The sequence below is a fragment of the Haliea sp. genome (assembly GCF_041395985.1).
GTDB lineage: Bacteria > Pseudomonadota > Gammaproteobacteria > Pseudomonadales > Halieaceae > Haliea.
Window position 1 is genome coordinate 1 of the sequence record NZ_JAWKZJ010000002.1, and the last position, 20,436, is coordinate 20,436.

Annotated in this window: 15 protein-coding genes; 4 read left to right on the plus strand and 11 right to left on the minus strand. The window is 62.6% G+C overall.

The annotated features are described in order from the left end of the window. Positions 1–111: 111 nt before the first annotated feature. From solA to R3E49_RS03595, 6 genes are all read right to left on the minus strand, one after another. Entirely contained in the window at positions 112–1,203 is a 1,092-nt protein-coding gene (solA, locus tag R3E49_RS03570; RefSeq protein WP_371293792.1) for an N-methyl-L-tryptophan oxidase, read from the minus strand. Positions 1,204–1,255: 52 nt separating this feature from the next. Beyond that, positions 1,256–1,990, minus strand: coding sequence for a MauE/DoxX family redox-associated membrane protein (locus R3E49_RS03575; protein ID WP_371293793.1), 735 nt, complete (start codon positions 1,988–1,990; stop codon positions 1,256–1,258). Between the two features lie 50 nt (positions 1,991–2,040). Next, positions 2,041–5,178, minus strand: coding sequence for an efflux RND transporter permease subunit (locus tag R3E49_RS03580; protein ID WP_371293794.1), 3,138 nt, complete (start codon positions 5,176–5,178; stop codon positions 2,041–2,043). Continuing rightward, positions 5,175–6,437, minus strand: a complete 1,263-nt coding sequence (locus R3E49_RS03585; protein ID WP_371293795.1) for an efflux RND transporter periplasmic adaptor subunit — start codon at positions 6,435–6,437, stop codon at positions 5,175–5,177. Before R3E49_RS03585 ends, R3E49_RS03580 begins: the two co-directional genes overlap by 4 nt. Next, entirely contained in the window at positions 6,434–7,759 is a 1,326-nt protein-coding gene (locus tag R3E49_RS03590) for a TolC family protein (RefSeq protein ID WP_371293796.1), read from the minus strand. The genes R3E49_RS03585 and R3E49_RS03590 overlap by 4 nt, the downstream gene beginning before the upstream one ends. Positions 7,760–7,976: 217 nt before the next feature. Beyond that, the gene (locus tag R3E49_RS03595) at positions 7,977–8,345 is read right to left on the minus strand and encodes a hypothetical protein (RefSeq protein ID WP_371293797.1); all 369 of its coding nucleotides are present in this window, start codon (positions 8,343–8,345) and stop codon (positions 7,977–7,979) included. A 94-nt stretch (positions 8,346–8,439) separates the two neighbouring features. Here R3E49_RS03595 and R3E49_RS03600 point away from each other — a divergent pair, with 94 nt between their 5' ends. Beyond that, positions 8,440–9,309, plus strand: a complete 870-nt coding sequence (locus R3E49_RS03600) for an FkbM family methyltransferase (protein WP_371293798.1) — start codon at positions 8,440–8,442, stop codon at positions 9,307–9,309. 28 nt (positions 9,310–9,337) lie between these two features. Here R3E49_RS03600 and R3E49_RS03605 read toward each other — a convergent pair whose 3' ends face one another. Beyond that, positions 9,338–12,412 (minus strand): efflux RND transporter permease subunit, encoded by a 3,075-nt coding sequence (locus R3E49_RS03605; RefSeq protein WP_371293799.1) that lies wholly within the window; start codon positions 12,410–12,412, stop codon positions 9,338–9,340. Between the two features lies 1 nt (position 12,413). Beyond that, positions 12,414–13,547, minus strand: a complete 1,134-nt coding sequence (locus R3E49_RS03610; protein WP_371293800.1) for an efflux RND transporter periplasmic adaptor subunit — start codon at positions 13,545–13,547, stop codon at positions 12,414–12,416. 205 nt (positions 13,548–13,752) lie between these two features. Here R3E49_RS03610 and R3E49_RS03615 point away from each other — a divergent pair, with 205 nt between their 5' ends. Genes R3E49_RS03615 through R3E49_RS03625 form a run of 3 tightly spaced genes read left to right on the plus strand, consistent with a single transcriptional unit; the run spans position 13,753 to position 17,003 of the window. Next, the gene (locus R3E49_RS03615) at positions 13,753–14,508 is read left to right on the plus strand and encodes a peptidase (RefSeq protein ID WP_371293801.1); all 756 of its coding nucleotides are present in this window, start codon (positions 13,753–13,755) and stop codon (positions 14,506–14,508) included. Positions 14,509–14,511: 3 nt separating this feature from the next. Further along, positions 14,512–16,104: a thymidine phosphorylase family protein gene (locus R3E49_RS03620; RefSeq protein WP_371293802.1), complete on the plus strand. Its 1,593-nt coding sequence runs from the start codon at positions 14,512–14,514 to the stop codon at positions 16,102–16,104. Beyond that, positions 16,104–17,003 carry a ribose-phosphate diphosphokinase gene (locus R3E49_RS03625; RefSeq protein WP_371293803.1) on the plus strand — a complete coding sequence of 300 codons (900 nt, stop codon included), beginning with the start codon at positions 16,104–16,106 and terminating at the stop codon, positions 17,001–17,003. Before R3E49_RS03620 ends, R3E49_RS03625 begins: the two co-directional genes overlap by 1 nt. Here the strand turns inward: R3E49_RS03625 and R3E49_RS03630 are convergent. From R3E49_RS03630 to R3E49_RS03640, 3 genes are read right to left on the minus strand one after another with little or no spacing between them, the layout of a single operon-like run. Continuing rightward, entirely contained in the window at positions 17,000–18,034 is a 1,035-nt protein-coding gene (locus R3E49_RS03630) for a putative zinc-binding metallopeptidase (protein ID WP_371293804.1), read from the minus strand. The genes R3E49_RS03625 and R3E49_RS03630 overlap by 4 nt on opposite strands. Further along, entirely contained in the window at positions 18,031–18,969 is a 939-nt protein-coding gene (locus R3E49_RS03635) for an alpha-E domain-containing protein (RefSeq protein WP_371293805.1), read from the minus strand. Before R3E49_RS03635 ends, R3E49_RS03630 begins: the two co-directional genes overlap by 4 nt. Next, positions 18,966–20,414, minus strand: coding sequence for a circularly permuted type 2 ATP-grasp protein (locus R3E49_RS03640; protein WP_371293806.1), 1,449 nt, complete (start codon positions 20,412–20,414; stop codon positions 18,966–18,968). The genes R3E49_RS03635 and R3E49_RS03640 overlap by 4 nt, the downstream gene beginning before the upstream one ends. Positions 20,415–20,436: the final 22 nt, after the last annotated feature.

Genomic DNA, 20,436 nt, shown 5'->3' on the forward strand with positions numbered 1-20,436 from the left:
TCAAGTCCTCTCCTGGGCACCATCTTCCCGAACACGACGCTTCAGAACATTTCCGCAGAATCCGCAGTAGCACGCCGTCCGGCGCCCTCCAGGTGCACGTGCGACCCCGATCTATGGCCGCTGGAAACGTGACAATCCCAAAAATGCACAATCCACAGCGGGGGCCTGTCCAGTCGCCAGGTCCACGAGTATCTCCCCCAACACCGGTGCGAACTTGAAGCCGTGCCCCGATAGCCCGGCGGCAAACGCGACGTTACTGCTGCCCGGGTAGCGGTCTACAATGAAGTGATCATCCGGCGAGCGTGTGTAAAAGCAGGTCTGATGATTCAAACGTTCGCCCACTACACCAGGCAGGTGGTCGCGCACGAAAGCCTCTATACGCTCGCTGTCCAACGTGTCCGGCGCCCTGCTGGCGTTCATGGGATCGCTCACCACCTCCCCGCCGCTATGCTCAGCCACCTTCAAGCGCCCGTCCATTACCGGAAAGCCATAAAATTGACCGTGCGGAAGGTCAAAGAAGAAGCCGTTCTGGTAGCGGCTGTCGTCGCAGCGAAACCAGTGCAGGTGCTTTCGTTGCACGGTGAGCGGCAGCTCCAGTGTTTGCAACAGGCGAGCGCTCCATGCCCCTCCGGCAACAACCAGGGAGTCGGCGCTATAACTGTCACCTTCCGTGGTCACCACCACGCCCGAGGCAGTGGCCTGCCAGTCAACCACTGATTCGCCCCATCGGTGCTCGGCCCCGGCAGCTACTGCCTGTTCCAGATGCGTCAGTACGCACCGCTCGACGGGCAGCCAACCGGCGTCAGCTTCGTAAAGCGCGGCAAAGCCGGCCGGCGCGCAGAACTGAGGCAGGGCGTTCTCGGGCACCACCTGGACATCCAGTTGATGCTCGCTCGCCGAATTCCGAACGCCCTCAACGATTTGACCGCCAGCAGGACCGAAATAGAAGACACCACTGCGGTGAAGCAGGGAGGGAGCGAGTTGCTCCCACAGCGCATAACTGCGCTTGAGCATGGGCACGTAGTTGCTGTGCTCAAAGTAAGACAGACGGATCAACCTTGATTCACCGTGCGAACTGCCCCGGTCGTGGGCCGGCGGAAAGCGGTCCAGCCCGAGGCAACGCAGCCCCCGCCGCGCGGCGTGATACAGGGCGGCACTGCCCACACCGCCCGTGCCCAGCACAATAAGATCGTAGTGGCTCATGACTGCAGCGACCAGTCGGGCTGAGGATTTCTCGGGCAAAATAGCAGGGTTTTCACATCCCGACCAGCATCCAGACTCCAGCCAATACCATGAACACGTTCTCCGTCAGGGAAACAAACCCGAGCGGCACCTGGCTGTCACCACCCACACACGCACACTTCAGTTCGCGCCGGTCTATATACACTGCCTTGAACACCGAGACCGCACCCACTGAGCCGATAAAGAGCGCGACCGGCGCGAATGCCCATGGCGCTACGCCGGCCAGCATGCCAATACCGGCATAGGCCTCCGCGAAGGGATAGACATAAGCATAGCGCACGTAACGCATGGCGAGCAGGTCGTAGGTCACGAACTGGTTGGAGAAGGCGGTGAGATCCTGCAGTTTCTGGATGGCCAGCACCACCATGCTCAAGCCGATGAACGTCGACACCGCAGCCGGCAGGTCCAGCTCGCCGCCACCGCCCCACGCCAGTGCCAGTGCCGCCAGCCCAGAGGTTGCGAAGATGGCGATGACAGGTTTGTAGGTGGTGCCCGAATCACCCTCCTGATCAAGGCCCAGATGCGCGCGCAGCGCTTCGTAACCACCGATCTGCTCACCCTCAATAAATACCTGCGGTGTGGTGTCCACACCGTGCTCCCGCTTGAAGCTATCGGCTTCCTGTCGCGAGGTGAGTACGCGGTCATCCAGTTCGAAGCCCTCGCGCCGGAGCAGGTCTCGCGATTTCAGCCCGAAGGGACAGATATGCTCCGCCGTTTCCATGCGGTATAGCGTTGCCTGTTGTGCCATGAGCGACTCCTCTCTCACGTCGTTGCCAGACAGTGTAGACGCTGTACGCCTTACTCGCCCTGTGCGCCCTCTGCGCTTGACTGCAAGCCCCGTCGCCGCCAGAGCAGATACACCGTGGGCAGCACCAACAGTGTCAGAACCACGGCACTCGCCATGCCTCCCACCAGCGGCGCTGCAATACGCTGCATGATTTCCGTGCCGGTGCCGCTGCCGAACATGATGGGCAGCAGGCCGAGGATGATGGTTGCCGAGGTCATCATGACCGGTCGAATACGCCGCCCGGCGCCGCTGAGCACCGCCTCGACAAGCTGCGTCGACGTCGGTTGCCCGCCGCTGTCCTGCAGCAATCGGCGCCAGGCCTGGTCGAGATACACCAGCATGATGACGCCGATCTCCACGGCCACACCGGCCAGGGCAATAAAGCCAACGCCGACCGCTACCGAGTAGTTGTAACCCAGCAGATACATGAGCCAGATGCTGCCCACCAGTGCCAGTGGCAGCGTGCCCAGAATGATGGCGACCTCGGCCACGCTGCGAAAGTTCAGGTACAGCAGCACCACGATGATGCCCAGGGTCAGTGGCACCACGTAAGTGAGTTTTGCCTTGGCGCGCAGCATGTACTCATATTGGCCGGACCAGGTGAGGGAGTACCCAGGCGGCAGCTCAATCCGTTCGGCGACGATGCTCTGCGCCTGCTCGACAAAGCTGCCGACATCCACACCCTCGATGTCCACAAAGGTCCAGCCGTTGAGCCGCGCATTCTCGCTCTTGATCGCTGGCGGACCCTCCTCGATGTACACCCTCGCCACGTCGCCCAGCGCGATGTGCTGGCCACCGGGCGTGACGATTGGCAACAGCGCCAGCTGTTCCGGTGAGTCGCGGTAGTCCTCGGGGTAGCGCAGGTTCACCGGGTAGCGTTCAAGACCCTCTATGGTTTGCGTGACGTTGGCACCGCCGATCGCAGTGGCCACCACCTGCTGCACATCGGCGATGTTGAGCCCGTAGCGCGCCGCGCTGGGCCGCTGTATGTCGACCTTGATGTAGCGCCCGCCCGCCACGCGCTCTGAGTAAACTGACGCTGTACCGGGCACATCCTGCAGCAACTGCTCCAGGCGTTCTCCGATACGCTCGATCTGTCGCAGGTCCGGACCGGCGACCTTGATGCCCACCGGTGTCTTGATGCCGGTGGCCAGCATGTCGATGCGGGTCTTGATCGGCATCACCCAGGCATTGGTCAAACCCGGCAGCTTCACCAGCGCATCGAGCTCCTGTTTCAGTTTGTCGGTGGTCATACCCTCGCGCCACATAGACCTCGGATGCAACTGCACGAAGGTTTCGATCATGGTGAGCGGAGCGGGGTCGGTGGCCGTCTCCGCCCGTCCGATTTTTCCGAACACGGTTTTCACCTCGGGCACCGTGGCAATCAGCCGGTCGGTCTGCTGCAACAACTCGCGAGCCTTGGCAACGGAGAGCCCGGGGTAGGTGGTGGGCATGTACATCAGGTCGCCTTCATCGAGATCGGGAATGAACTCACTGCCAATCTTGCCGGCGGGCCAGAACCCCACCGCTGTCACCAGCGCGGCCAGGCACAGGGTCCTTGCGGGATAGCGCAGCGCTAACTGCAGTACACGCAGATAGCCTGCCGTGAGCGCGCGATTGATCGGATTGCGATCCTCCGCAAGCACCTTGCCGCGAATGAAATAGCCCATCAACACCGGCACCAGGGTGATGGCAAGGGCGGCACTGGCTGCCATGGCATAGGTTTTGGTGAAGGCCAGGGGCGCGAACATACGACCCTCCTGGGCTTCCAGGGTAAACACCGGCAAAAAGCTCACAGTGATGATCAGCAGCGTGAAAAACAGCGCCGGCCCGACCTCCGTGGCGGAGTCTGCGACGATACGCCAGCGATTCTGCTCGGTGAGCGGGGTGCGCTCCATGTGCTTGTGCATGTTCTCGATCATGACAATGGCGCCGTCAATCATGGCGCCAATGGCGATGGCAATGCCGCCCAACGACATGATGTTGGCGTTCAGGCCCTGCCAGTGCATGACGGTGAAGGCCGCCAGAATGCCCACCGGCAGGCTGATAATGGCCACCAGCGACGAGCGCACATGGAACAGGAACGCCATGCACACCAGCCCCACCACCAGAAACTCCTCCAGCAGTTTGCGCCACAGGTTGTCCACGGCACGCTCGATCAGCGCGGAGCGGTCGTAGACGGTCACCACCTCCACACCCTCCGGCAGCCCGGCCTGTAACTGCTCGAGGCGCGCCTTCAACTGCTCAATCGTCTGCCGCGCATTTTCGCCGTAACGCATAACGACAATGCCGCCGACCACTTCACCCTCGCCATTCAGCTCGGCGATGCCGCGGCGCATCTGCGGGCCGAGCTGGATATCCGCGATATCCCGCAGACGCAGCGGCGTCCCGTTGGCATCCAGGCCCAGCGGAATCTCGGCCAGATCCTCCACGCTGGCGATATACCCGGTCGCACGCACCATGTATTCCGCCTCGGCCATCTCCACCACTGAAGCACCGATTTCCTGATTGCCGCGCTGGATCGCCGTCTGTACCAGCGACAGGGGTATGCCGTAGGCGCGCAGCTTCTCCGGCCTCACCCTCACCTGGTACTGCTTGACCATGCCGCCGAGGGTGGCGACCTCGGCGACACCCGGCACGGTCTGCAGCTCGTACTTCAGGAACCAGTCCTGCAGGCTGCGCAGCTGGCTGATGTCGTGTCGGCCACTGTGGTCGACCAGCGCGTACAGGTACACCCAGCCCACACCCGTCGCATCCGGGCCAAGCTGCGGCCGGGCGCCGTCCGGAAGCGTGGGCGCCACCTGTGACAGATATTCCAGCACCCGCGAACGAGCCCAGTAGAGGTCGGTGTCTTCATCAAAGATCACGTACACGTAGGAGTCACCGAAGAAGGAGAAGCCGCGCACGGTTTCCGCGCCGGGGACCGCGAGCATGGCGGTGGTCAGCGGATAGGTCACCTGATCCTGCACTACCTGCGGCGCCTGTCCAGGATACCGGGTCTTGATGATGACCTGTACGTCGGAGAGATCGGGAATGGCGTCCACCGGGGTATTTCTCAGCGACCAGGCGCCGGCAGCCACCAGCACCAGGGTCGACAGCAACACAAAGAAGCGGTTGTACACCGACCAGCGAATAATCGAGGTGATCATGGCGTGTGCCCCATGCTGTGCCCGCTGTGGTCGTGCATGCCATGACTGTCATCCGGCGCAGCTTGCATGCGCCGGAAATCCGACGTCTTGCTGGATTCGGAATCGATCAGGAACTGCGCCGACGTGACAATGCGGTCCCCCGCCTGCACACCGTCAAGAATTTCCGCCTGCTCCGCACCCACGCGCCCGGGGGTCACGGCGACCGATTTGAAGCGCCCGTCCCCGAGCGCTAGCACGACGCGGGACTGGGCGCCCGTACGAATCAGCGCCTCCCGGGGGACCAGCAGCGCCTGCTCTCCGGGATCACTGGCAATCTGCAGGCGCGCGAACATTCCGGGACGCAGTGCGCCATCCGGATTGGCGACGCGCACTCGCACCTGCAGGGTCCGTGTGCGCGGGTTCAGGGTGGGGTATACGTAATCGATCTCGCCCTGCCAATCACGGCCCGGCAGGTGGTCAAACTGCATGCGCACCGTGTCACCCGGTCGCACCTGCGAGGCCTGCCGCTCAAACACCTCACCAATCACCCACAGCTGCTCCAGCGATGCAATCGAGAGGGTCTCCATACCCGGTTTGACATACATACCCTGGCGCACCTGCAGCGTCTCGACGACACCGCTCATGGGTGCCTCTACCGTGATGGTACGGCTGACACGGCCACTTTCCCGCAGCGCACGGATGGCCGCAGCGGGCACCTGTAGCGCCTGCAACCGCTCCGTTGCGGCGGCAATCAAGGCGGGATTGTCGCGCCGCCAGGCCAGCAGCAACTCCTCCTGTGCATTGACCAGCGTGGGCGAATACAGGGTGTACAATGGCGCTCCCTGCGTCACCGGCTCACCGGATGCATGCACGTACAATTCCTCTACCCAGCCTTCCACACGGGGGTGCACATGCTGCAGGCGGTCCTCGTCGAACTGCACAAAGCCCACGGTTTCGACCCCGGCGGGAAGTCGCCCCAAGACCACCTCCGCGGTGCGCACGCCCAGGTTGTTGACCACATCGGGCGAGATACGAACCGTGCCCGCCGTCCTGTCCTCGGTCTTATCTGCGTAGACCGGAATCAGATCCATGCCCATCGGTGACTTGCCGGGCGCATCACGTCGGTAATTGGGGTCCATGGGCGCCACCCAGTACAGGGGCTCAGGTTCGCCACGGGTCACCTGCAACGCCCCGGATTCGCCTCCCCACCAGCGCATGCCCGCAATGCCTGCCATCACACCGAGGGTCGCCGCGGCGATCAATTTCATCGTGATATTCATTGTGCTGCTCCCGTCATCTGTGCAGGCGCTTCCCGAATCTCGTGCTCGGCAGCAACCGTGAGGTACTCGATGCTTGCCATCAGCTGCTGTCGCTCTATGGCAATGGCCAGTGACGCCATGCGGGCATCAAGCTGCGCGATGCGCCCGCGCACCGCCTCGGCAAAGTCACCGTCGTCGTTGTTGTAGGCCGCCAGCGCCGCCTCCGCCTGATCAGCCATCTGCGGCAGCAGGCGTGTCGCGTACAGATCGGCTCTTTCGTCAACCCGCTGCAGGCGCGCCAGTGCAGTTTCCAGCTCAGCCAGCAGCCTGCGCGCGAGTAATTGACGCTCGGTGCGCAGCGCCTCAACGCGCGCCAGAGTCGCGCTCACCTGTTTGTCCTGACGCTCATCGGTGAACAGCGGCAGGTCAAAGGTGACACCGACACTGAACAGGTCGGCGCGGTCACGACCCATCGGATCGTCATCCCGGTAGCCGTACTGTGCACTGATACCCCAGGCGGGCCGGTAGCCCTGCCGAGCCAGTTCAACCTCGGTCGTGACCGCGTCGATACGACTGTCCACGGCCCGCACCGCGGGATGGCGAACGATCCACTCACGGTGCTGCTGTGGAGATGCGCGCAGCACCGCTTCACTGACGGGGGAACTGTCGGGCGGCGGCGCAGCCAGAGGCAGCGCGGCATCCGCGCCAATCCATTCGGCAAGCTGCCGCTGGGCCGCGTCGCGTCGCTGCTGCAGGCCCGTCAGCCGGTCCTCAAGCAACGTCAACTCGAGCTGCGCCCGCACCAGGTCCTGTTGCCGGGTACTGCCCAGTGCTGCTGAATAGCGCGTGCTGGCGGCCGCCAGCAGGTGATCAAACAGACCTCGACTCTGCTCGACAAGCCCTATCGTCTCCTGGGCCAGATACGCCGTGAACCACAGCTGGGTCACCGTGCGCTGCACCTGGGCGCTGCGCTCCTCACGCAGCAGGGGCTCCTGCTCCGCCAGCTGCATTCTCTGCTGCCGGGACAGCGCCCGGCTGTCGCCGCGGGGGAAGGCCTGGCTCACCCCCACCGTAAATTGCGTCATCGCTTCCTGGTTGATATCGAAGGTATCCAGCGGCAGGTTGCCCGCGGCAATGTTCAGCGTCGGGTCTGGCAAACTGCCCGCGGCGGTGGCTTCACTGAGCAGGGCTTCCTCGCGGTACTGGCTGCCCACCAGCCAGGGGTCTGCCGTCACCGCAAGCCGCAGTGCGTCCCCCAGCGTCAGTGCCGCTGGCGCCGACTCGCCAAACGCGGGCAAGCAGAGCCACAGGAACAACCAGCAGGCCAGGTGCAATTTTCTCATGGTGTATCCTCGATGTTCTCGCATGTCTCCACGCCGCCACCGGTTCATGCTGCTCATCCAGCAGGCTATGGGCGGCAATGCACTCGCCGTCTGCAGCGGCATGTCACTGGGCACTCGGACCAGGGGCAGCAGCAGAGCAGCAAATTGCAGGTCTGGGAGTCGGAGGCTCCCGCGTTAACCCGGTGTGGGCCCGAATTTCGGGCGCACTAACCCCGTGTCAGCGGAAAATGGGTGGGCGAAACAGCGAGGCACCTTCGGCGACAACACTGGACAGTGCGTCGCCGGGGTTGAGAACGGAAGAAAACGCCAGCCGCGTCGAGAGCGGGGTGGCCAGCAGCGCGGCACCGGACGACAGGCAATGCAGCAGGGAACACTGCAGCGCGTCGCAGCAGGCTGGCTCGTCGGCCATAACGCCAGCGGCCGCCATATGGCCCGCATGATCCATGCCCATTGCAAAATGGGCAGACTCGGGCACACTACCTGCGTCCATCATGGAGCAGGGTGCAGACGCAGCCGAGACCATCTGACCGGTGAGAGCCACCAGGACCAGGAGTACGATGACTATTCCGGCTTTGCGCTGCAACATGTGCTACACGACACGACAAACACCCCTACAGTATAGCTGTTCCAGAAGATTGTTCCAACAATGACCCATCCTCTGCGCAGGAGATCCAGGAACGGTGGCAGCACGCATCTCGCAACTCTCCGGGCTACTGGAGCTTGACACACACATTCATATTGCCGACATCGGTGCCGCCCTGCTGGCTGAAACACCGGTGTACGCCCCGCTGGTTCAGGAGTACGCACAGGCGCAGCTATACAGTTTCGACGGTGACCCGCGACAGATTGCCGCTTTACAGGCGCACTATGGCGACAAGGCGACCGTGCTGGAGCACTACGTCGGTGATGGCGAGCCTCACACCGCCTACGTGTGCGACGCGGCATCGGGCATGACATCGCTATTCAAACCCTCACCAGCAGCCCTGGACTTCTTCAACGGCTTTGATGACTTCGGACGGGTGCTGAAAACCGAGACCGTACACACCACGCGGCTGGACGCCATCGATGCCATTGAACGGATCGACTTTCTGAAAATGGATATCCAGGGGTCCGAGCTGCGGGTTTTACAACATGGTCGCGAAAAACTGCGCGAGTGTGTGGCGATCCAGCTTGAGGTGTCTTTCATCGGCCTCTACGAGGGGCAACCCACCTTTGGCGATATCGACCACTGGATGCGTGACAACGGCTACCTCCCTCACCGCTTTATGGATATCAAACGCTGGTCAATATCCCCCACAGTCCGCAACAACAACTTCCGTATCCCGTTCAACCAGCTTCTGGAAGCCGACGCGGTCTACATCAAGAACCCTATTGCGCTGCAGCACTACAGCGACAACCAGCTCAAGCGACAGGTGCTGTTTGCCGACCTGTTCTTCGACAGCCCGGACCTGGCGGTGTACTGCCTGCGCGAACTCTGCGCACGGCAGGTACTGGGTGAGCAGGCGCTGCGACAGTATTTCGCGCTGTTGAACGCCCCGGCTGAGCACTAGGCCGGCCAAAGCATGCTGGCGACGCCCATCACCTTGCCGCCAGGTCGCGCCCCAGGTACAGATAAACCGCAGGCAGCACATACAGGGTAAACAGCGTGCCGATCGTCATGCCGGACGCGATGACCAGACCCATGGAAAAGCGCGCAGAGGCACCCGGGCCGGATGCCAGCAACAGCGGCACCATGGCAATGACCAGTGCGGCGGTGGTCATCAACACGGGGCGCAGGCGCACTGACGCGGCCTCCTCGATCGCCTCGCGTTTCTGCATGCCCTCTTCCTGCAGTCGGTTGGCAAACTCCACTATCAGGATGCCGTGCTTGGAGATCACACCGATCAGGGTGACGATACCCACCTGGGTATAGATGTTCAGCGTGGCACCGGTGACCTGAAACAGCGCGAGGACATTCAGGCACAGCAGGGCGCCGCACACCGACATGGGGACCGTCACCAGCATGATGATCGGATCACGGAAAGACTCAAACTGCGCCGCCAGTACCAGGTAAATCAACAGCAGGGCAAAGAAGAAGGTCATGATCAGGGCGCTGCCTTCTGTCTTGAACTGCCTGCTCTGGCCCCCGTAGTCCACGCTGTATTCCCGATTCAACTCTTCGCGACTGATCCGCTCCAAGGTGGCCAGCGCATCACCCAGCGCGATACCCGGGCGCGGAATCCCGTTCAGGGTGACCGCATTGAGCTGCTGGAAACCCTTCAGAGAGCGCGGCACCACTTCGCTCTCGAGCCGCACCAGCGTACTCATGGGGATCAGGTCGCCGCTGCGTGTACGGGTGTAGTAACCCTCGAGGTCCTGCGGTGTCATGCGCTGCGCGCGCCGCACCTGGGGGATCACCTTGTAGGACCGGTCATTCATGGTGAAGCGGTTCACATAGCCGCCGGACAACAGTGCCGAGAGGTCGGCGCTGAGCTGCTGCATTTCCACGCCCAGTAACGCGGCCTTGTCGCGGTCCACCGTCAGGCGCTGCTGCGGCTTATCGATCTGCAGATCCTGGTCAATGAAAATGAACTTGCCGCTCTCCCGCGCGCGCTGCAGCACGCGCTGCACATCCTCGAACATGATGTTGAAATCGAGGGTGGACGTCAGCACGAATTCCACCGGCAGCACCCCGCTTGAGGGCAGCGGCGCCGGGTTAACCGCGTTCACCTGCAAACCGGCTATACGCTGCGTACGTGGCAGGATGCTTTCCTGCAGAACCTGCTCCGAGCTGCGCTCGCGTTCACTCCAGGGTTTGAAGATGAACCCACCGAAGGCGCCGTTGGTGGTGCCGCCACCGCCGGGACTCACGCCGTTAAAGAGGAAGTTGACATCGATTTCCGGTGTACTGCGGGTGATCTGGCCAATCTCCGCCGTGTACTGCTCGATATAGTCCAGCGTCACATACGGGTCGGACTCCGCAAGATAGAAGATCAGCCCGATATCCTCGGACGGCGCCAGCTCAGAGGGTGAACGCACAAACAGGAAATAACAGGAGACGATAATGATGGCGCCGAACAGCAGAACCCCCCCGCGGTCATCGAGCACACGATCCAGATCGCGCTGGTAGACCCGGCGCAGCGCCTCGAAACGCTGGTCCAGCCAGTGCTCCAGCCGATTGCTGTTGTCGCCTTCATCCTTGCTCAGGAGCCGCGCGCACATCATCGGCGACAGTGTCAGGGCTACAACCCCTGAGATCAGTACCGCGCCGGCCAGAGTAAAGGCAAACTCCGTGAACAGGGTGCCGGTCAGGCCGCCGACGAAGCCGATGGGAATATAGACCGCGATCAGCGTGGTCGTCATCGCCACGATCGGCCAGGCCAGCTCACTGGCCCCCAGCAGCGCCGCTTCCTTGGGCGCCATACCCGCTTCAATGTGCCGGTGAATGTTTTCCAGCACGATGATGGCATCGTCAACCACGATACCAATCGCCAGTACGATGGCCAGTAGCGTCAGCAGGTTGATACTGAAGCCCATCAGCTGCATGAGGAAAAGTCCGCCGACCAGCGACAGCGGCACTGCCACCGCCGGGATCAGCACTGAGCGCAGGGAGCCCAGGAACAGGAAAATCACCAGGATGACGATAATCATAGCCTCGATGATGGTGGCTTCCACATCGTCGATGGCGTTCTGGATATAGACGGTTGCGTCATAGTTGATATTGCCGACAATGCCCTCCGGCAACCGTGGCGCGATATCCTCGGCGTAGACCTGCCGCACCCTGGCAATCACTTCCAGGGCATTGGCATCGGGCGCGACGTCGATCTGCATGAATACCGCTTCCTGGTCGATGAACATGGATGAGGATCCGTATCCCTCATTACCGAGCTCGACTTCTGCGATGTCGCCCAGGCGCACAATGGCGCCGTCCCGCTCGCGCAGGACCATGTCTTCAAAACCCTGCACCGAGCGCAGATCGGTATCGGCCTTCAGGTTTATTTCAACCATGCTGCCCTTGCTGGCACCCACCGCCGAAAGCACGTTGTTGGCCGCGAGGGCGGCGCGCACTCCACTGGCCGTCATCCCGAGTGCCGTCATGCGCTCCTGGTCCAGCCAGATGCGCATGGCAAACACGCTGGTGGAATTAGCGCTGGCGCGCAGCACGCCTGGCAGAGTCGACAGCTTGGGCTGCACCTCGCGGATCACGTAATCCGCTACACGATTCGTGGGCAACTGGTCGCTGATGAAAGAGATGTACATGCTGCCCACCTGCTCGCCGATCGCCAGGTCGAGCACCGGATCCTCGGCCTCTCGGGGCAACTCGTTGCGCAGCTTGTTGACCTTGGTGACCACCTGGGTCAGGACCTCGTCGGGGTCGGCCTCGGTGCTGACATAGGCGGAGATGGTGCTCAGCCCCCGCGTGCTGGAGGATGTCAGGTAATCAATACCCTCAGCTGTGGCAATCTCCTGTTCCAGCGGCGTGGTAATGAACCCCTTGATCAGCTCCGCGTCGGCACCGATGTACGGCGTACTCACTGTGATCACCGCCGTCTCGATCATGGGGTATTCCCGCACGTTGAGCTCGGTTGCCGCACGCAGGCCGAGGATCAGCAGGAACAGGCTGACAACCGTTGCCAGCACCGGCTTGTGGATGAATATATCGGTGAATTTCATGTCAGCCGTTGTCCGGTTGCGGCTCGAGTTCCGCCGCTGGCAGGGAGCTGTTGTCAACGTTCACCGGCATCCCGCCATCCAGCTTCAGCAGGCCGCTGGTCGCGACCCGCTCACCCGGATCCAGCCCCTCCTCGACCGCCACCAGATCGCCGCGCACCGGACCCAGGGTGACGAACCGCTGCGATACCCTCAAGGCACCATCCTGCTCCGTGATGACGTACACCGAGTCTCCGTAGGGGCGGTAGGCAATCGCCGTCTGCGGCACCACGACCCTCTCCAGCTCTATGCCGATTGGCAGCACCAGGCGGGCAAACATACCCGGGCGGAGCAATTCTTCCGGGTTGGGCAGGGTCGCCTGCAGCGTAAAATTCCGGGTATTCGGGTCTACCACGGGCGAAATGGCGGTGAGGGTGCCCTCAAAGATGCGTCCGTCCAAAGCCTCCAGTCGCGCCTGCACCGGCATCCCCGCCGCTACCTGCTGGCTATACTGTTCAGGGAGTGAGAAGTTCACATACAGGCTATCCAGTGCCTGCAGGGCAATCACCGTGTCTCCTGCCTGCACGTAGTCGCCCACATTGAACCGGCGGATGCCCAGCCGCCCCGCATAGGGCGCGCGCAGGGTTTTCTGCTCGATACGCGCCTGCTGAGCCGCTACACGGGCGCGGGCCTGCTCCAGCAGACTGCTGCGCTGGTCCAGTTCCGACTCGGAAATATTGCGCTGCGCCACCAGCCGCCTGGCACGCTCCAGTTCCAGCCGGGCCAGCTCCGCCGCGGCCTGCAGCTCCGCCAACTGCGCCCGATCCGGCGCCGAATTCAGCGTGATGATGGCGTCGCCGGCCTCCACCGCAGCGCCATTTTCGAAGTGGATGGTCTCCACCGTGCCGGGCACTTCCGTTGCCAGTTCAGCGCCGCGGATCGCCACCAGCGTGCCAACGCTCTCCACGCTGTCACGCCACAGGGCCGTGCCCGCCTCCATGGCAGTCACCGTGGCGGGCTGCACCGGCATGTTGTCCATGAACTCGTTCATCTTCTTGTTGCCGAACCACTGCATGCCGAACAGCCCGCCAAACACCAGCAGTGTGATCAGCAGCATCAGCCACATACGCAGACTGAAGAGCACCTTTTTTCCAGACATGATAGTCACCGACTTCCGTGATCAGGGGCGCAGGGGGTATCACGCAACCGCCACTGCGCCGAAACGCCAGGGCGCCAATGATACGCGGGGGATGCGGTCGATACCATGCACAGATCACCGGGGTTGAGCAGGACTGTGGCATTGCCGCCTCGCTATGAGTATGCTTGCCCGCTCAACACGGCCCCGGAGCGAAGACACTGCTGCCATGACCTATTGCCTCGCCATCGCCGTCCAGGACGGCCTGATCTTCTGCTCGGACTCGCGCACCAATGCCGGGCCCGACCGGGTCAGCACCTACAGCAAAATGCATCGCTTTTCAGTGGCCTACGACCGTTCGCTGGTGCTGATGACGGCGGGCAACCTGGCAACCAGCCAGGCCGTGATCGCCCATATCCATCGAGATCTGGAGGAGGATGCCGAATTCAACATTCTCAAGGCGCGCTATGTCGCCGACGTCGCGGACTATATCGGTGAGCTGAATGTCGCCGAACAGGCACGGCACAAGAAGCCGTCGGGGCCGGGCGCAGGCGCGAGCTTCGATGCCTCTGCCACCTTCATACTCGGCGGCCAGATCAAGGGCCACGCCCAGGCGCTTTACCTGATCTACCCCGAGGGCAACTACATCACCGCTTCGGAGCTCTACCCCTACCTGCAGATTGGCGAAACCAAATACGGCAAGCCCATTCTCGACCGTATCGTGCGCCCGGACACACCCTATGAGACCGCCATGCGCTGTGCCCTGGTCTCAATGGACTCCACCATACGCTCCAATGCCACCGTGGGGCCGCCCCTGGAGTGCCTGTTCTACCGCAACGACAGCCTCAAACCGCATGCGCGCTACTTTGCGCTGGAGGAGCATCATCCCTATCTGGCCAAGCTGCGCCAGAGCTGGGACGACAATATTCGCGAGGCCTTCGCCAAACTGCCCTCGTTGGGCGAGGTCATCGGTGAGGACGACTGAGGTATGACGAAAAGCGACGCGACGGGCCAACAGGATGCACTGCATGCAGCAGACGCAGCATCCACCCTCGTGCTGAAACGCGTAGCCATCGACACTTACCGGGAAAACGTCGCCTATCTGCACCGGGACTGCGAGCTGTACCGGGCCGAGGGTTTCCAGGCGCTGGCGAAAGTCGAGGTGTCCGACGATGGCCGGCGCATTCTCGCCAGCGTCAACGTGGTCGATGACGACACGATCGTGGGCTGCAATGAGCTTGGCCTCTCGGAAGATGCCTTCGCCCTGCTGGGCCTTTCCGAGGGACATCGGGTGAGTGTAGCGCAGGCGGAACCGCCGAAGTCGATACCGGCCCTGCACCGCAAGATCGCCGGGGAGCGCTTGAGCGCTGAGAATTTTCGCGCCATCGTCAACGACATCGCCGAACACCGCTATTCGAAGATTGAGCTGACCGCCTTCGTCGTGGCCTGCAACCAGGCTGAACTCGACCGCGAGGAGGTGTTTTTCCTCAGTGACGCCATGAGCCGCGTAGGGCGCCGCCTGAATTGGGGCGAGCACCCCGTGGTGGACAAACACTGCATTGGCGGTATCCCGGGCAACCGCACCTCGATGCTGGTTGTACCGATTGTCGCGGCACACGGCATGCTGTGCCCGAAAACCTCATCACGCGCCATCACCTCACCGGCCGGCACCGCCGACACCATGGAGGTGCTGGCGCACGTCGAACTGCAGTTCGAACAGCTCAACAGCATCGTGCGTACCCACCGGGGCTGCCTCGCCTGGGGCGGCACCAGCGATCTATCGCCGGCAGACGATGTGCTGATCGCCGTTGAGCGCCCGCTGTCGATCGACTCACCGGGGCAGATGGTGGCATCCATTCTGTCCAAAAAGGTCGCAGCCGGCTCCACCCACCTGGTTCTGGATATCCCGGTCGGCCCCACTGCGAAAGTCACGTCTATGCCCGAAGCACAGCGGCTGCGCCGCCTGTTCGAGTACGTCGCCAAACGCATGGGGCTGGTGCTGGAAGTCGTGATCACCGACGGACGACAGCCCATTGGCAACGGCATCGGCCCGGCCCTGGAAGCACGGGACGTGATGCAGGTGCTGGAAAACAGCCCTGCAGCACCTGCCGATCTGCGTCAGAAGTCGCTGCGCCTGGCCGGTCGCATGCTGGAATTCGACCCCGATGTGCGCGGTGGCGACGGCTTCGCTATCGCCCGGGACATCCTGGATTCCGGGCGCGCCCTGCGCAAGATGCAGGATATTATCCAGGCCCAGGGCAGCAAGCCATTTGACCTCGGCAACCCGCCGCTGGCGCCACTGACGTACTCCGTCCGGGCACCCACTGCAGGCACGGTGGTCAATATTGACAACCTGCAGCTGGCGCGCATTGCGCGGCAGGCCGGGGCACCGCGGGCACAGGGGGCAGGGGTCGACCTGCGCGCCAAGCTCGGCGACCCGGTGCAGGCAGGCGACCTTCTGTATACGGTCTACGCGGCCTACCCGACCGAGCTGGGCTTTGCCCGCAGGCTGTGCGAGCGCAGCAGCGGTTTCACCCTGGGCCAGGCCGCTGATATTACCCCGGCATTCATGGAGTTCTGATGAGTGCGCTGCTGACCTACCTGGAGGACGAGCGTGCGCCGGCATTGCGCCTCGCGAGCGCCTGCGAACTGCCCACCCTCGCCGTTGCCCGGCACCGCTTTCCCGACGAAGAATTGAAGCTGCTGCTGGACCTGCCGGCGGGCACACAGACGCTGGTGATCTATCGCAGCCTGGACCGACCCAACGAAAAACTGGTGGAACTGCTGTTGCTGGCGCGACATGCGCGTCGTGCCGGCGTACGTCGGCTGGTGCTGGTCGCCCCCTACCTCGGCTACATGCGCCAGGACATTGCCTTCCAGCCCGGCGAGGTGGTGAGCCAGACCATCGTCGGCAACTTTCTCGCCGAGTTGTTTGATGCGGTCATCACTGTCGACCCCCACCTGCACAGGATAAGCCGGCTGGATGAGGCCATCCCATTGCAGGACGCCATCGCCCTGTCGGCTGCGGGCAGTCTGGCGGAGCGGGTGGCGGGTGAACGCGACCATCCGCTGCTGGTGGGCCCCGATGCCGAGTCGCGGCAGTGGGTAGAGAGCGCGGCGGCGGGCCGCCAGTTGGACCACGCCGTGTGCAGCAAGCAGCGACACGGTGACCGCGATGTGGTCATCACCCTGCCTGACATTGCCGTCGCGGGGCGTGCGGTGGTCCTCCTGGATGACGTAGCCAGCTCCGGGCGCACCCTGGCCGGCGCGGCGCAACTGCTGCTGGAGGCGGGCGCCAACTCGGTGGATGTCGCGGTGACTCACGCCCTCTTTGCCGGAGACGCTCTGGCCGTGATGAAGAGCGCAGGCATCGGCACTGTGTGGAGCACAGACTGCATCCAGCATCACAGCAATGCCGTCTCCATGGCACCCCTGCTGGCCACGGCGCTGCGCCCCCTGCTGCAGCGCTGGGCGGGCTAGCGCTGCCCCGGCTGCTGCTGCAGGCGACGAATCGCCGTGTCGACAAAGGCCAGTTTTGATTCCACGAAGTGGTTGATCACAAAGGGATAGGCGTCTCCCCTACCGACGCTGCGGTTGAGTTCGTTCAGGGTGATGCTGAGGTCACGCCAGAGCCCAATCCGTTCGCCGACTTCCAGGCTGGCCACATCCTTGCGAATGACACCGTAGGCCGCCGCCGTCTCCAGCGCATCCTGAATGTGCAGGTAATGCCCCCAGGTTTCCGCCCAGTCCTCCACGGGGTGCACACTGGCGTAGGCACTGATGTAATACTTGCGCCAGTCGGGTGACGGGCCCTCCCGGTAGTGACGGTCCAGCGCCCCACGATAGTCCATGGTTTCGTCACCGAACAACTGCGCAAAGCCGCTGCGAATCGTTTCGTCCCGAGCGAGACGGGCCCAGTAGTAATGTCCGGACTCGTGACGCATATGCCCGAGGACCGTGCGGTAGGGTTCGTTCATCTGCTCACGTACTGCAACACGCGCAACGTCATCCGCTTCCAGGGTATTGATGGTAATCACCCCGCCGACAAACCCTGTGCTGACGAATGATTCCGCGTACTCCTCCCGGCTGCGCCCGTCCTCTATGAAGTCCAGCAACAGCCCATGCTCCGGGTCCTGCCATCCGCTGATCAATGGCAGACCCAGACTGCGCAGAGTGTACAGGAGACGCTTCTTGCCCTGTTCCAGCACCCACCAGCGCTGGATGTTGCCCGGCAGCGAGAGGTCGGGAATGGTGCGGTTGAATTGGCAGCCCCAGCACAGGGGGTGAGTATCCTCTTCCGCGCACAGCCAGTTGCAGACATCCCACTCCGTGCCGTTGGCACACATGCGGTAACGACCGCCCACTGCGGATTGCAGAATGCCGCCCCCGACATCACTGAGGGAGCGCATCTCCAGCGCAAGGGGGTCAAAGCCGAGCTCCATGCCACAGTGCACGCAGTCCCGGCTCTCGAAAAACACCTGGCTACCGCAGCTGCATTCAAGGCGCTTCATGGTGTATCCGGATGAAACCAGGACGCAGTGATCGCGTCATGCAGGTCGGCCAGCAGCGCCTGGAACTCATCGATATAGGCATGCAGCGCTTCACGGGACATCTGTTCCGGCTGCAGCTTACCCAGCTTGCGCCGCCCGCGATTCAGAATGCGCATGGCGCTTTCATGGTTTTTCAGCGGCTTCAGCTCCAGGCGGATTTCCGCCAGGCAAAAGGCCACCGAGCGCGGCAAAAGGGGCTCCTGAAACACAAACTCCACCACCTCCTGCGCCTCCACCAGAGGCCCTATCATCCGCCGATAGGCCCCGAAAGAGGACAGGGCCTGCAACAGGGAAGTCCAGATCAGCGGGTCCGTGGCCTCATGGGTGCCGGCCCGCCCGAGAATCTCCCCCGTGCCCACATCCATCAGGCGGGTGGTCATATCGGAGCGTTCGAGCAGGTGCCCGAGGCGCAGGAAGCGATGCGCATGGTCCCGTGGCAGGCTGGAGGACAACATGCCGTTCACCCGTTGGCAGCGACTGATCACCTCCTCAAGGAAGGCCTGGCGATTGCGCCGACCTACAGACTTTTCCGCCGCATCACTGACATACAAATGCAGTTCGTTGATCTGCTCCCAGGTCTCCTCGGGCAGCACATCGCGTGTCGTGCGTACGTTTTCACGCGCCCAGCGCACGGCAAAGGGGATACTGGCACAGCTGTCCTCTTCTGCCATGAGAAAGCGCAGGACATTCTGTTCATTGCCCACCCGATACTGCTGATAGAAAACGGGCTCGGCGTCGAGAATGCGGACCAGCACGTCCCAGCCCAGCTCGGCTGCGCGCGGAATATCCATGATGAGGTGGTTATAGGCTGCCACCAGACGAGCGCTGTCCTCCGCGCGCTCCAGGTAGCGCCCCATCCAGTACAGGCGCTCGGCGACGCTGGAAAGCATTGTCATGCCTTACCCTCCACAATCCAGGTATCCTTGCTGCCGCCGCCCTGGGATGAGTTCACGACCAGTGACCCCTTGGTCAACGCCACACGTGTGAGACCTCCTGGCGTCACCCAGGTATCCCGTCCCTGCAGGATAAACGGCCGCAGGTCCAGGTGGCGCGGCTCGACGGTATCGTCGATGTAGGTGGGCGCGGTCGACAGGGCCAGGGTCGGCTGTGCGACATAGTTGCGCGGGTTCTCCTCGATCAGGCGGGCAAACTTGCGACGCACGGCGGCAGTACTGTGCGGACCGACCATGATGCCGTAGCCGCCCGACTCATTGGCGGGCTTGACCACCAGTTGATCGAGATTCTTGAGCACATGCTCACGATCCTTCTCGCGCATGCACAGCCAGGTGGGCACGCTGGCGAGCAGCGGTTTCTGCTTGAGGTAATAACGAATCATCTCCGGCACAAACGCGTAGATGACCTTGTCATCTGCCACACCGCTGCCCGGCGCGTTGGCGATGGCCACGTTGCCCGCCTTCCAGGCACGCATCAGTCCGGCAACACCGAGCAGTGACTCCGGTCGGAACGCCTCCGGGTCCATGAAGTCCTCATCAATGCGCCGGTAAATCACATCCACGCGCACAGGACCATCCACGGTGCGCATGTAGACGCAGTTGTCGTCTGCGACCATCAGGTCGCGCCCCTCCACCAACTCCGCCCCCATACCCTGGGCGAGATAGGCGTGTTCAAAATAAGCTGAGTTGAAAATACCCGGCGTGAGCACGACGATACAGGGGCGGCGCCGTTCCCGGGGAGACAGCGATGCCAGTGTCTGGTAGAGCTGCGAGGGGTAATCGTCCACCGGCAGGATACTGTAGTTCTCGAACAGCTCCGGCAGCACCCGTTTGGTAATCTCGCGGTTCTCCAGCATATAGGACACCCCCGAGGGTACCCGCAGGTTATCCTCAAGTACGCGGAAACGACCATCACCATCGCGCACCAGATCGGAACCACAGATATGCGCCCACACACCGAAGCGCGGCGACATGCCCATGCACTGCGGTTTGAAATTGGTGGATTCCAGCACGATATCCGCCGGCACCACGCCGTCGGCGAGGATTTTCTGCTGGTTGTAGATATCCTGGATAAAGTGATTGAGCGCCAGCGACCGCTGGCGCAAACCGTCGCTGACCGCCTGCCACTGCCGCGCGGATATCACACGCGGGATGATGTCGAAAGGCCAGGCGCGATCGATATTGCCGGCTTCGTTATAGACGGTAAAGGAAATCCCCATTTCCCGTATGGCGAGCTCCGCCGCAGCGCGGCGCTCTGCCATTTCCTGCCCCGGCAGTTTCTGTAACAAGCGCACTACACCCCGCGCCGCAGCGCGCGGCTGACCCTGGGGCGTGATCAGTTCATCAAAGAAACTACCCGACGCATACGACTTCCAGCTTTCGTTCATCGTTCTGGCAACCGATAATGGA

What these genes read in the sequence shown, in the direction of transcription:
- R3E49_RS03630 (WP_371293804.1), bottom strand. Translation starts at nt 18,034, where the DNA reads ATGAAGCGCCTTGAATGCAGCTGCGGTAGCCAGGTGTTTTTCGAGAGC.
- R3E49_RS03580 (WP_371293794.1), bottom strand. Translation starts at nt 5,178, where the DNA reads ATGATCACCTCGATTATTCGCTGGTCGGTGTACAACCGCTTCTTTGTG.
- R3E49_RS03625 (WP_371293803.1), top strand. Translation starts at nt 16,104, where the DNA reads ATGAGTGCGCTGCTGACCTACCTGGAGGACGAGCGTGCGCCGGCATTG.
- R3E49_RS03590 (WP_371293796.1), bottom strand. Translation starts at nt 7,759, where the DNA reads ATGAGAAAATTGCACCTGGCCTGCTGGTTGTTCCTGTGGCTCTGCTTG.
- R3E49_RS03575 (WP_371293793.1), bottom strand. Translation starts at nt 1,990, where the DNA reads ATGGCACAACAGGCAACGCTATACCGCATGGAAACGGCGGAGCATATC.
- R3E49_RS03595 (WP_371293797.1), bottom strand. Translation starts at nt 8,345, where the DNA reads ATGTTGCAGCGCAAAGCCGGAATAGTCATCGTACTCCTGGTCCTGGTG.
- R3E49_RS03610 (WP_371293800.1), bottom strand. Translation starts at nt 13,547, where the DNA reads ATGTCTGGAAAAAAGGTGCTCTTCAGTCTGCGTATGTGGCTGATGCTG.
- R3E49_RS03615 (WP_371293801.1), top strand. Translation starts at nt 13,753, where the DNA reads ATGACCTATTGCCTCGCCATCGCCGTCCAGGACGGCCTGATCTTCTGC.
- R3E49_RS03620 (WP_371293802.1), top strand. Translation starts at nt 14,512, where the DNA reads ATGACGAAAAGCGACGCGACGGGCCAACAGGATGCACTGCATGCAGCA.
- R3E49_RS03640 (WP_371293806.1), bottom strand. Translation starts at nt 20,414, where the DNA reads ATGAACGAAAGCTGGAAGTCGTATGCGTCGGGTAGTTTCTTTGATGAA.
- solA (WP_371293792.1), bottom strand. Translation starts at nt 1,203, where the DNA reads ATGAGCCACTACGATCTTATTGTGCTGGGCACGGGCGGTGTGGGCAGT.
- R3E49_RS03585 (WP_371293795.1), bottom strand. Translation starts at nt 6,437, where the DNA reads ATGAATATCACGATGAAATTGATCGCCGCGGCGACCCTCGGTGTGATG.
- R3E49_RS03605 (WP_371293799.1), bottom strand. Translation starts at nt 12,412, where the DNA reads ATGAAATTCACCGATATATTCATCCACAAGCCGGTGCTGGCAACGGTT.
- R3E49_RS03635 (WP_371293805.1), bottom strand. Translation starts at nt 18,969, where the DNA reads ATGACAATGCTTTCCAGCGTCGCCGAGCGCCTGTACTGGATGGGGCGC.